General features: G+C 69.1%; 11 protein-coding genes. 5 read left to right on the top strand and 6 right to left on the bottom strand.

Features of this window, described 5'->3' with window-relative positions:
• Nucleotides 1-132 precede the first annotated feature (132 nt).
• The 5 genes from BLT43_RS12820 to BLT43_RS12840 all read left to right on the top strand — a co-directional run bounded on the left by BLT43_RS12820 (nt 133) and on the right by BLT43_RS12840 (nt 5,955).
• On the top strand, nt 133-1,716 hold the full coding sequence (locus BLT43_RS12820) for an ABC transporter substrate-binding protein (protein ID WP_090113438.1): 1,584 nt from the start codon (nt 133-135) through the stop codon (nt 1,714-1,716).
• A gap of 313 nt (nt 1,717-2,029) precedes the next feature.
• Nucleotides 2,030-3,037 carry an ABC transporter permease subunit gene (locus BLT43_RS12825; protein WP_090113440.1) on the top strand — a complete coding sequence of 336 codons (1,008 nt, stop codon included), beginning with the start codon at nt 2,030-2,032 and terminating at the stop codon, nt 3,035-3,037.
• Nucleotides 3,037-3,945 (top strand): ABC transporter permease subunit, encoded by a 909-nt coding sequence (locus tag BLT43_RS12830; protein WP_090113442.1) that lies wholly within the window; start codon nt 3,037-3,039, stop codon nt 3,943-3,945. The genes BLT43_RS12825 and BLT43_RS12830 overlap by 1 nt, the downstream gene beginning before the upstream one ends.
• Nucleotides 3,946-3,949: 4 nt before the next feature.
• Nucleotides 3,950-4,927, top strand: coding sequence for an ABC transporter ATP-binding protein (locus tag BLT43_RS12835; protein ID WP_090113443.1), 978 nt, complete (start codon nt 3,950-3,952; stop codon nt 4,925-4,927).
• Nucleotides 4,924-5,955 carry a dipeptide ABC transporter ATP-binding protein gene (locus BLT43_RS12840; protein WP_090113445.1) on the top strand — a complete coding sequence of 344 codons (1,032 nt, stop codon included), beginning with the start codon at nt 4,924-4,926 and terminating at the stop codon, nt 5,953-5,955. The genes BLT43_RS12835 and BLT43_RS12840 overlap by 4 nt, the downstream gene beginning before the upstream one ends.
• A 54-nt stretch (nt 5,956-6,009) precedes the next feature.
• On the opposite strand, the gene BLT43_RS12845 is transcribed toward BLT43_RS12840, so the two are convergent.
• The 6 genes from BLT43_RS12845 to BLT43_RS12870 form a co-directional block, all read right to left on the bottom strand.
• Nucleotides 6,010-6,906 carry a dihydrodipicolinate synthase family protein gene (locus BLT43_RS12845; RefSeq protein ID WP_090113446.1) on the bottom strand — a complete coding sequence of 299 codons (897 nt, stop codon included), beginning with the start codon at nt 6,904-6,906 and terminating at the stop codon, nt 6,010-6,012.
• A gap of 71 nt (nt 6,907-6,977) precedes the next feature.
• Complete coding sequence (locus BLT43_RS12850; protein WP_090113497.1) at nt 6,978-7,688, bottom strand: ABC transporter ATP-binding protein; 711 nt, start codon at nt 7,686-7,688, stop codon at nt 6,978-6,980.
• Nucleotides 7,681-8,469, bottom strand: coding sequence for an ABC transporter ATP-binding protein (locus BLT43_RS12855; RefSeq protein WP_207497529.1), 789 nt, complete (start codon nt 8,467-8,469; stop codon nt 7,681-7,683). Before BLT43_RS12855 ends, BLT43_RS12850 begins: the two co-directional genes overlap by 8 nt.
• Nucleotides 8,466-9,503 carry a branched-chain amino acid ABC transporter permease gene (locus BLT43_RS12860; protein WP_090113450.1) on the bottom strand — a complete coding sequence of 346 codons (1,038 nt, stop codon included), beginning with the start codon at nt 9,501-9,503 and terminating at the stop codon, nt 8,466-8,468. Before BLT43_RS12860 ends, BLT43_RS12855 begins: the two co-directional genes overlap by 4 nt.
• On the bottom strand, nt 9,503-10,375 hold the full coding sequence (locus BLT43_RS12865; protein WP_090113452.1) for a branched-chain amino acid ABC transporter permease: 873 nt from the start codon (nt 10,373-10,375) through the stop codon (nt 9,503-9,505). Before BLT43_RS12865 ends, BLT43_RS12860 begins: the two co-directional genes overlap by 1 nt.
• A gap of 15 nt (nt 10,376-10,390) precedes the next feature.
• Nucleotides 10,391-11,533, bottom strand: a complete 1,143-nt coding sequence (locus BLT43_RS12870; RefSeq protein WP_090113453.1) for an ABC transporter substrate-binding protein — start codon at nt 11,531-11,533, stop codon at nt 10,391-10,393.
• Nucleotides 11,534-11,619: the final 86 nt, after the last annotated feature.

Raw genomic sequence — 11,619 nt, forward strand, 5'->3', positions numbered from 1 at the left:
GGCCGCCGCTGCCGCAGCGGAAACAGGGGCAAGGGACTTGCCTGCCGGCGCGGGGTGGGACAGGTTGACCGCACAACGCATCGGACCGGCCGGCTCTTGCCGCGCCAGGGCCGGGCAGACAGGGAGATTGCTATGAAGATGAAGACTTGGCTCGCCGCCGGCGCAGCCACCATTGCCCTCGCGAGCGCCGCGCAGGCGCAGAACCTCGTCTATTGCTCGGAAGGCAGCCCCGAGGGCTTCGACCCGGCGCTCTACACCTCCGGCACCACCTTCGACGCCTCGTCGCACACGGTCTACAACCAGCTGGTCGAGTTCGAGACCGGCACCACCAACGTCGTGCCGGGCCTGGCCGAGAGCTGGGAAGTGTCCGAGGACGGCACCGAGATCACCTTCACCCTGCGCCAGGGCGTGAAGTTCCACTCGAACGACCAGTTCACGCCGTCGCGCGACTTCAACGCCGATGACGTGCTGTTCACCTTCCAGCGCCAGGGCCAGGACGACCACCCGTTCCACATGGCCTCGGGCGGCACCTGGGAATACTACCAGGGCATGTCGATGCCCGACCTGATCGAGAGCATCGAGAAGGTCGACGACTACACCGTGGTGTTCCGGCTGACCCGCCCCGAGGCGCCGTTCATCGCCAACCTCGCGATGGACTTCGCCTCGATCCTCTCGGCCGAATACGCCGACAGCGTCGCCGACAGCCCCGAGATGCTGAACCAGCAGCCGATCGGCACCGGCCCGTTCGAGTTCGTGGCCTACCAGAAGGACGCGGTGATCCGCTTCGAGCGCTTCGACGACTACTGGGGCGAGCCCGCCAAGGTCGAGAACCTGATCTTCGCGATCACGCCCGACGCCTCCGTGCGCTACCAGAAGCTGCAGGCGGGCGAGTGCCACGTCATGCCCTACCCGAACCCCGCCGACATCGCCGCGATGAAGGAGGCCGAGGGCATCGAGGTGATGGAGCAGGAAGGCCTGAACGTCGGCTACCTGGCCTACAACACCCAGCAGGCGCCGTTCGACCAGCCCGAGGTCCGCAAGGCCCTCAACATGGCGATCGACAAGCAGGCGATCCTCGACGTGGTGTTCCAGGGCTCGGGCGAGGTCGCCAAGAACCCGATCCCGCCGACCATGTGGTCCTACAACGACTCCATCGAGGACGACCCCTACGATCCGGAAGCCGCCAAGCAGATGCTCGCGGATGCCGGCGTCGAGGACCTGTCGATGAAGATCTGGGCGATGCCGGTGCAGCGCCCCTACAACCCGAACGCCCGGCGCATGGCCGAGCTGATCCAGGAAGACATGGCCGAGATCGGCGTCGACGTGGAGATCGTGTCCTACGAGTGGGGCGAGTATCTCGAGCGTTCGAAGGACGTCGAGCGCGACGGTGCGGTGCTGCTGGGCTGGACCGGCGACAACGGCGACCCGGACAACTTCCTCGCCGTGCTGCTGGGCTGTGACGGCGTCGGCGGCTCGAACCGCGCCCAGTGGTGCAACGAGGAGTTCGAGGCCCTGATCCAGGACGCCAAGACCAAGTCGAGCCAGGAAGAGCGCGCCGCGATCTACGAAGAGGCGCAGCAGGTCTTCAAGGACCAGGCGCCCTGGGCCACCATCGCCCACTCGGTCGTGGCGATGCCGATGCGCTCCGAAGTCGAGGGCTACGTGGTGCACCCGCTGGGCGGCCACATCTTCGACAACGTCTCGATCGCCGAGTAATCCGCGCGAAATCGTGACCCGGGGGTCCGGGGCCGTCATGGCCCCGGACCCTTCTCGTATCCGGGCCAGCCCGCTTGACCGGCGCGTCGCGCCGGGCGCAGGCTGGGACAGACCCCGCGTCACGGATCACGAAAACTCGACAGAACCGCGATCCGCGTGATATGCGGCCCGCTTCAAGGACCGGCCCATCGGGCCGCCCCTTTCCGAGACCCCGATCGCCAAGCAACAGGAGACCCGTTCCGGCATGGTCATCCCCCACCCCACCGGCCCCGCCGCACCCGCGCGCCCGGGCCCCAGCAAGGCGGGCCGTTAAATGCTGCGCTACGTGCTGTCGCGCTTCGCGACCTTCGTGCCGACCTTCATCGGCGTGACCCTCATTTCCTTCGCCTTCATCCGCGTGCTGCCGGGCGACCCGATCATCGTCATGGCCGGCGAGCGCGGCATGACGCAGGAACGCTACGACGAGCTGGTCAAGCAGTTCGGCTTCGACCGTCCGATCTTCGTCCAGTTCTGGGACTACCTGACAGGCGTACTCCAGGGCGACCTCGGCAACAGCTACGTCACCAAGAAACCGGTCTGGGACGAGTTCTTCGCCCTGTTCCCGGCGACGCTGGAATTGTCGATCTGCGCGATGATCTTCGCGGTGGCGCTGGGCCTGCCGGCCGGCGTGATCGCCGCGATGAACCGCGGCAAGTTCTTCGACCGGACGCTGATGTCGACCGCGCTCGTAGGCTATTCGATGCCGATCTTCTGGTGGGCGCTGCTCTTGATCATCGTGTTTTCGGGCAATCTCGGCTGGACCCCGGTCTCGGGCCGGATCGACCTGCTCTACTACTTCGACAACGTCACCGGCTTCATGCTGATCGACAGCCTGCTGTCGGGCCAGGACGGCGCCTTCGGCTCGGCGGTGCGGCACCTGATCCTGCCGACCATCGTGCTGGGCACCATCCCGCTGGCGGTGATCGCGCGCCAGACCCGCTCGGCGATGCTCGAGGTGCTGGGCGAGGACTACATCCGTACCGCGCGCGCCAAGGGCCTGCCGCCGGGCCGGATCAACGGCCTGCACGCGCTCAGGAACGCGCTGATCCCCGTCATCACCGTGATCGGCCTGTCGGTCGGCACGCTGCTCGCGGGCGCGATCCTGACCGAGACCATCTTCAGCTGGCCGGGCATCGGCAAGTGGATGGTCGACAGCATCTTCCGCCGCGACTACCCGGTCGTGCAGGGCGGGCTGCTGCTGATCGCCGTGATGGTGATGATCGTGAACCTGACCGTCGACCTGCTCTACGGCCTCATCAATCCCAAGATCAGGAAGCGCTGATGGACCACGCACTCTCCGAAGAAGTGGAAACCCAGGTCGAGAAGCGCCCCGGCCGGTTGCGCGAGTTCTGGTTCTACTTCCGCGAAAACCGCGGCGCCGTGTTCGGCTTCTGGGTCTTCGTGGCCTTCGTCTTCATCGCCGCGACCGCGCCGTGGATCGCGCCGCACGACCCGACCGAGCAGTTCCGGCAATACACGCTGCTGCCGCCGGTATGGCAGGAGGGCGGCAGCTGGACCTTCCCGCTCGGCACCGACCCTCTGGGCCGCGACATGCTTTCGCGGCTGCTGAACGGCGCGCGCTACTCCTTCTTCGTCGGCATCGTCGTCGTGGTGGTGGCGGCCTCGGGCGGCATCCTGATCGGCCTGCTGGCGGGCTTCTCGCCGAAATGGCTCGACGCGATCATCATGCGGCTGATGGACATCATCCTCGCCTTCCCGTCGCTGCTTCTGGCGCTGGTGCTGGTGGCGATCCTCGGGCCGTCGCTGATCAACGCGATGATCGCCATCGCGATCGTGCTGCAGCCGCATTACGTGCGCCTGACGCGCGCCAGCGTGATCGGCGAGCTGAACAAGGACTACGTGACCTCGGCGCGGGTCGCGGGCGCGGGGCTGTGGCGGCTGATGTTCGTCACCGTGCTGCCGAACTGCCTCGCCCCGATCATCGTGCAGGCGGCGCTCAGCTTCTCGACCGCGATCCTCGACGCCGCGGCGCTGGGCTTCCTCGGCATGGGCGCGCAGCCGCCGACGCCGGAATGGGGCACCATGCTGGCCGAGGCGCGCGAGTTCATCCTGCGCGCCTGGTGGGTGGTCACCCTGCCCGGCCTCGCGATCCTGATCACCGTGCTCGCCATCAACCTGATGGGCGACGGTCTGCGCGACGCGCTCGACCCGAAACTGAAGCGGAGCTGATCTCATGAGTCTTCTGAGACTGCGCAACCTCTCGGTCGAGTTCGCCACCACCGGCGGCCGGTTCCGGGCCGTCGACAAGGTCGATCTCGACGTCGACCGCGGCGACGTTCTGGCCATCGTCGGCGAGAGCGGCTCGGGCAAGTCGGTGTCGATGCTGGCGCTGATGGGGCTCCTGCCCTGGACCGCCAAGGTCACCGCCGACGAGATGACCTTCGACGGGCACGACCTGTCGAAGCTCTCGGCGCGCGGCCGCCGCCGGATCGTCGGCAAGGACATGGCGATGATCTTCCAGGAGCCGATGTCCTCGCTGAACCCCTGCTTCACCGTGGGCTTCCAGATCCGCGAGACGCTGCGCATCCATCTCGGCATGGACCGCAAGGCCGCGCAGAAGCGCGCGGTGGAGCTGTTCGACCTCGTCGGCATCCCCGACCCCGAACAGCGGCTCAAGGCCTTCCCGCACCAGATGTCGGGCGGCATGAACCAGCGGGTGATGATCGCCATGGCGATCTCGTGCAATCCCAAGCTCCTGATCGCCGACGAGCCGACCACCGCGCTCGACGTGACGATCCAGGCGCAGATCCTCGACCTGCTGGTCAAGCTGCGCGACGAGACCGGCATGGGGCTGGTGCTGATCACCCACGACATGGGCGTGGTGGCCGAGACCGCGCAGCGCGTCTCGGTGCATTACGCAGGCCAGAAGGTCGAGGAGCAGCCGGTGCGCCCGCTGTTCCGCGCGCCGCACCACCCCTACACCTCGGCGCTGCTCGCCGCCCTGCCCGAGCGCGCCACCGACAAGCGGCTTCCGACCATCCCGGGCGTGGTGCCGGGGCAGTTCGACCGGCCGAAGGGCTGCCTGTTCTCGCCGCGCTGCAAGTTCGCGGACGACCACTGCCGCAAGGTGCCGCCCGAGCCGCGCGGGGCCGATCTCGGCCTGGCGCGCTGCCACTACCCGCTCAACACCGACGAAAGGCTCGCCTCGTGAGTGCCGTGACCACAGACGCCCCGAACACGACAAGGCCCCAAGCCGGCCCCGTCGTCACCGCGAAGGGTCTCACCCGCCACTACGAGGTGGGCGGCGGCCTGTTCGGCAAGCCCAAGACCGTGCGCGCGCTGTCCGAGCTCGATTTCGAGCTGACCCCGGGCCGCACGCTGGCGGTGGTGGGCGAGTCCGGCTGCGGCAAGTCCACCCTCGCCCGCGTGGTGACGCTGATCGAGGAGCCGACGCGCGGCGATCTGAGCATCGACGGCACCAAGGCCACGCCCGACGCCTGGAAGAGCCTGCGCTCCAAGGTGCAGATCGTGTTTCAGGATCCCTACGGCTCGCTCAACCCGCGCCAGCGGATCGGCCAGATCCTGATGGAGCCGCTGCTGATCAACCGCCCGCAGATGCCGGCGGCCGAGCGCGAGGAGAAGGCGCGCGAGATGCTGCGGCTGGTGGGCCTCAGGCCCGAGCATTTCGACCGCTACCCGCACATGTTCTCGGGTGGCCAGCGGCAGCGCGTCGCCATCGGCCGGGCGCTGATGCTGGAGCCGGAAGTGCTGGTGCTCGACGAGCCGGTCTCGGCGCTCGACGTGTCGATCCAGTCCTCGGTGCTGAACCTGCTGATCGACCTGCAGGAGCGGATGCAGCTGGCCTACCTCTTCATCAGCCACGACCTGTCGGTGGTGCGCCACGTCGCCGACGACGTGACGGTGATGTATCTGGGCCGGGCGGTGGAGACGGGTCCGAAGGACATGATCTTCGACAACCCGCAGCACCCCTACACCAAGGCGCTCCTGTCGGCGACGCCGCGCGCCGACCCGGAGGCGGGCAAGGAGCGGATCAAGCTGCAGGGCGAGCTGCCCTCGCCGCTCGCGGTGCCGCCGGGCTGCGCCTTCGCGCCGCGCTGCTGGAAGGCGCAGGACAAGTGCCGCGCCGCGCGGCCGCTGCTCGACGGCGCGACGCAGAAATCGGCCTGCTTCTTCCCCGAGGGCGACGGCACGGCCTCGCCCGAGGCGCCGAAGAGCTGAAGCCACGATCCCGTTGACGAGAAACGCCGCCGGTCCTCCGGCGGCGTTTTGCGTTCAGGCGACGGCCTCGACCCGCGCCAGCGCCGCGGCGACGCGGTCGAGATCCGCCCCCGTCAGCGGCAGGATCGGGCGCGGCGGCCGGGCCTGCGTCAGATCCATGAGGTTGGCCGCCGCATGGACCACGCGCAGGCTGCCGAACTCCTTGAACAGCTCCCAAAGCGGCATGAAGGCCGCCTCGATCCGCGCCGTCCCGTCGCGGTCGCCCGCCTGAGCGGCGCGGGCGAGTTCCAGCGTGGGTCCGGGCCAGAGCCCGCCCGCGACGCTGAACCACGCATCCGCCCCCGCAAGCAGCGCCTCGGTGCAGCCCCAGTCGCCGCTGTAGCCGACGGCGAAGCCCTCGGGCAGGCCTGCGCGCAGGGCGGCGAGATCCTCGGCCAGAGCGGTGCCGGCCGGCAGGGGCATCTTCACGCCTTCGACGCCGGGCAGATCGGCGAGCCGCTGCAACAGCGGCAGGCCGAAGCGGAAATGCGTGGTGCCGGGGTTGTTGTAGATGCAGAGCGGCAGGCTCGTCGCCGCCGCGACGGCGCGGAAATGCTCGTGCACCTCCTCGTCGGTCAGCGGCGTATAGGACATCGGGGCGAGCAGCAGCCCGTCGGCCCCGGCCTTCTCGGCCTCCCGCGCCAGCGCCATCGCCGTATCGGTCCGCAGCGCGCCGACGCCCGCGATCAGCGGCACCCGCCCCGCCACGGCCTCAGCCGCGGCCGAGACCGCGCGTCCGCGTTCCTCGCGCGAGAGATAGGCATAGCCGCCGGTGCTGCCGAGCAGGCCGATGGAGTCGACCCCGGCCGCGCAGAGCCGCTCCAGCAGGCGCGAAAGCGCATCGGCGTCGACGCGTCCCTCGGCATCGGCCGGGGTGATCGGAAAGGCCGAGAGGCCGGTGAAGATCGTCATGAAGGCCCTCCCGTGGCATGGCTCGGGAGGACCTTCCCTGCATTCGTCCGGCGGAACAAGAGCCCCGCCCATCAGGCCCCGAGATAGGCCTCGCGGATGCGCGGATCGGCGATCAGGTCGGAGGCCTTGCCCTCAAGGGTGATCTCGCCCTGCTCCATGACGTAGCCGCGATCGGCGATCGACAGCGCGGCATAGGCGTTCTGCTCGACCATCAAGAGCGTCACGCCGCGGTCGCGCAGCGATTTGACCACCGCGAGCACCTGGTCGACCAGCACCGGGGCGAGACCCATCGAAGGCTCGTCGAGCAGCATCAGCTTCGGCCGGCCCATGATGGCGCGGCCGATGGCGAGCATCTGTTGCTGGCCGCCCGAAAGCCCGCCCGCGGGCAGATCGGCCTTGTCGCGCAGGATCGGGAAGAGGCCGTAGACCTCCTCGAGATCGGGGCCGAGATCGTCGGTGCGGTGGTAGCCACCAAGCCGCAGGTTCTCGACCACGCTGAGGTCGCCGAAGATTTGCCGCCCCTCGGGCGAATGGGCGATGCCGAGGCCGGCGCGGGCGTGGTCGGGCTGGCGGGTGAGGTCGGCGCCGCCAAAGCGGATCGCGCCCGCCTTCACCGGCTGCACGCCCGAGATGCAGCGCATCAGCGTGGTCTTGCCCGCGCCGTTGGCGCCGACGAGCGAGACGATCTCGCCCTCGTTCACGGTCAGGTCGACCCCGTGCAGCACCTCGATCGGGCCGTAGGCGGTGCGCAGGCCCTCGATGGACAGAAGCGGTTCAGGCATGAGCGGCGGCCTCGGCTTCGGCGGCGCCATGGGCGCCGAGATAGGCGGCGATGACGTGCGGGTCGGTGCGGATGTCCTCCGGGCCGCCCTCGGCGATCTTGCGGCCCTGGTCGAGCACCACGATGTGCGAGGAGATGCGCATCACCATGCGCATGTCGTGCTCGATCAGCACCACGGTCTTGCCCTCGTCGGCGATGGCGTGGATCAGGTCGTCGACCTCGCGGGTCTCGACCGCGTTGCAGCCCGCCGCCGGCTCGTCGAGCAGCAGGATGGTGCAGCCGGTGACCAGCGCGCGGGCGATCTCCAGCCGCTTGAGCTGGCCGTAGGACATCTCCGAGGCCGGCCGGTGGGCCAGCTCGGCGAGGCCCGCCCGCTCCAGCGCCGCCATGGCGCTCGCGCGGCTCCTGTCGGTCTCGCGCCGCGCCGGGCCGAGGCCCAGGAGGTCGGCGAGCAGGTTCGACTTCTCCTGCATGTGGCAGCCGGTCATGACGTTGTCGAGCGCGCTCATCTGCGGGAAGACCTGCAGGTTCTGGAAGGTGCGCGCCATGCCGCGGCGCGCCAGCGCGTGGGCGGGCAGCCCGGTCACGTCCTTCCCGTCGATCCGCACGCGGCCCGCGCTCGCGGCATAGACGCCCGAGACGAGGTTGAAGAGCGTGGTCTTGCCGGCGCCGTTGGGGCCGATGATCGATGTCACCTCGCCCGGTTTCGCGGTGAAGCTGACATCGTCCACGGCCTTGATGCCGCCGAAGCTGATGCCGATGCCGTCGATCTCGAGGCTCATGATTTCCTCCGGTTCCAGAGGTCGGCGATGAAGGGCACGAGGCCGCGGCGCATCAGGATCATGGTCAGGACCATGATGCCGCCGAGCACCATGTGCTCGTAATCGGCGAAGACGGTGAGCACCTGCGGCAGCGCGGTGAGGATCAGCGCGCCCACGAGCGCGCCGTAGACCGAGGCCGCGCCCCCCAGCACCGCCATGGTCACCATCTCGACCGAGTGCATGAAGCCACCGGTGTCGGGCGTGATGTAGCCGTTGGCCAGCGCCAGGAGCGCGCCGGCCACGGCGGCGTAGATCGCCGAGATCACGAAGGCGCGCGACTTGGCCTTCGCCACGTCGACGCCAAGCGAGCGCGCGGCGACGTCGCTGTCATGGATCGCCCGGAGCGCGCGGCCCGAGGGGCTGCCCGCGAGGTTCACGGCGATGGCCGCGCCAATGGCGGCGACGAGGCCCGCGACCCAGTACCATGCCTCGGCCGATTTCAGGCTCAGCCCGACCATCTTGAAGAGGTTGCGGGCGTTCATGCCCGACACGACCATGCCGTCGGGGCCGCCGGTGAGCCAGGCTTCCTTCGACAGCACCATCCAGATCAGCATGCCGAGGCCCAGCGTCGCGATGGCGAGGTAGTAGCCGGACAACTTCAGGATCGGCCGCCCCACGATCAGCGCGAGCAGCCCGGCCAGCGCCACGCCCCCGGCCATGGCGAGCGGCGACGGGATGCCGTAGTTCGGCCCGATCGCCGTGACATAGGCGCCGATGGCGAAGAAGCCGGCATGGCCGAGGCTGACGAGGCCGACATAGCCCAGGAGCACCACGATGCCGGTGACGGCGAGCGTGTTGATCCAGACCAGCGTGCCGACCCGGTAGAAGTAGCTCGACGGAAAGATCAGCGCGCCCAGCGCGACGAGCGCGACAAAGATCAGGAAGGTGCGCAGGCCCGGCCCGATGCGCCGGCGCCCCGCGCCTTCACTCTTCGAATACTCGCGGCGCCCGGTTCCGGCCGGTGCGACGTCGGTGGTCGTCCCCTGCCCGGCCATCACACCCGCTCCACGATGCGCGCGCCGAACAGGCCCTGCGGGCGCAGGAACAGCACGAGAAGGATGACGATGAAGGCGGCGGCGTCCTTGTAGTCTGACGAGATGTAGCCCGCGGTCAGCGCCTCGATCAGCCCGATCAGCAGGCCGCCCGCCAGCGCGCCCAGCGGCGATCCGACGCCGCCCAGCATGGTGGCCGAGAAGCCCTTGAGCGCCATCAGCACGCCGACGTCGTAGCTGGTGAAGGTCACGGGCGTCGCCAGCACGCCCGCGAGCGCGCCTATGCCGGCCGAGAGCGCGAAGGAAAGGTTCATCGCCCGCCCGGTGTTGATGCCGACGAGGGCTGCGGCCATGCGGTTCGAGGCGGTGGCCTTGATGCCCCGCCCCGCGCGGGTCCGGTTCAGGAACCAGGCGAGGAAGGCGAAGACCGCGATGCTGCCGCCGACGATCCAGAGGCTCTGCGGCAGGATGGTGGCGCCCCCGACGCGCAGGGGCGCGTCGCCGGAGAAGCCGTCATAGCGGTGGATCTGCTTGTCGAAGACCGCCTGCATCGCGCCGCGCAGGAAGATGCTGGCGCCGATCGTGATGATGATCAGCGTCACAAGCGGCGCCTGCCCGGCGGGCCGGATCGCCAGCCGGTAGAGCAATATGCCCACCAGCGTGCCCGCCACCACGGCGATGGGCGCGGCGAGGATCACCGGCACGCCCGCGGCGATCAGCGCGGCCGCCGTCATCCCGCCGATCACCACGAACTCGCCCTGGGCGAAGTTCACCACGCCCGAGGCGTTGTAGATCAGCGTGAAGCCGAGGGCGATGGCCGCGTAGATCGCGCCCACCGTGACCCCGGAGATCAGGAATTGCAGAAGCTCCGACAAGCCGGGATCCTTTCGTTACTGCTCGACCGGGGTCCAGCCGCCATCCTTGATCTCGAGGATGCGGAAGGCCGAGAGGTCGAGGCCCATGTGGTCCTCGGGGGTGAAGCTGTAGACGCCGGTGACGCCGGCATGGCCCTCGATCGCCTCGATCGCGTCGCGGATTGCCGCCGGGTCCTCGGCGCCGGCCTCGCGGATCGCGTGGGTCAGCAGGTGGAAGGCGTCGTAGGCGTAGCCGCCGAAGGTCGAGGGCTTTTCGCCGTAGGCGGCCTCGTAGGCGGCGATGTAGTCCTGCACCGGCTGGCGCTGCACGTCGTCCTCGGCCAGCTGGTCGGGGATCAGCAGCGGGGTGGCGGGCAGGCGCACGCCCTCGGCCGCGTCGCCGGCGAGCTTGATGAACTCGTCGGAGGCGACGCCGTGGCTCTGGTAGAAGGGCATCTCGAGGCCGAGCTGGGCGTAGTTGCGGGTGACCACCGCCGGGCCCTGGCCGAAGCCCGGGTTCACCACCGCCTCGACGCCGTCGGTGCCGGCGATGTTGGTGAGCTGCGGGGTCATGTCGCTGTCGTTGGGCCCGTAGGTCTCGTCGGCGACGATCTCGACGCCGGCGGCGCCGGCCACGTCGAGGCACTGCTCGCGCATCGAGGCGCCGAAGCCGCCGGTGCCCGAGATCATGCCGACCTTCGTCAGGCCGCGCGCCGTGATGTCGGCGAAGATCTTCTCGCAGGCCATGCGGTCGGTGTGCGGCGTCTTGAAGACGTATTCCTGCACCGGGTCGATGATGACCACCGCGCCCGCGAGCGAGATGAAGGGAATTTCGTAGTCGGCGAAGAGCGGCGCCATCGCCATGGTCGCGCCGGTGGTCGAGCCGCCGATCACCGCGACCACCTCGTCCTCCTCGATCAGGCGGGTGGCGAAGGTGCGCGCCTTGTTGGGGTCGCCGCCGTCGTCATAGAGGACCAGCTCGACCTCCTCGCCGTCGATGCCGCCGTTGGCGTTCAGCTCCTCGACCAGCATCTCGAGCGTCTTGGCCTCGGGGTCGCCCAGAAAGGCCGCCGGGCCGGTGACGGCGAGCGTGGCACCGATCTTGATCTCGGCGATGGCGGGGGCGCCCGCCAGCAGGGCCAGCGCCGAAACACCGGCGGCAACGGCTTGTCTTGTCATGTCTTTCCTCCCTTTTCATCACATCGACGCACGCATTTTCGGCATTCCGTGACGCTTTATTCATTGACCAAGCGCGTCCGTCATGC

This window comes from Limimaricola pyoseonensis, assembly GCF_900102015.1.
Classification (GTDB): domain Bacteria; phylum Pseudomonadota; class Alphaproteobacteria; order Rhodobacterales; family Rhodobacteraceae; genus Limimaricola; species Limimaricola pyoseonensis.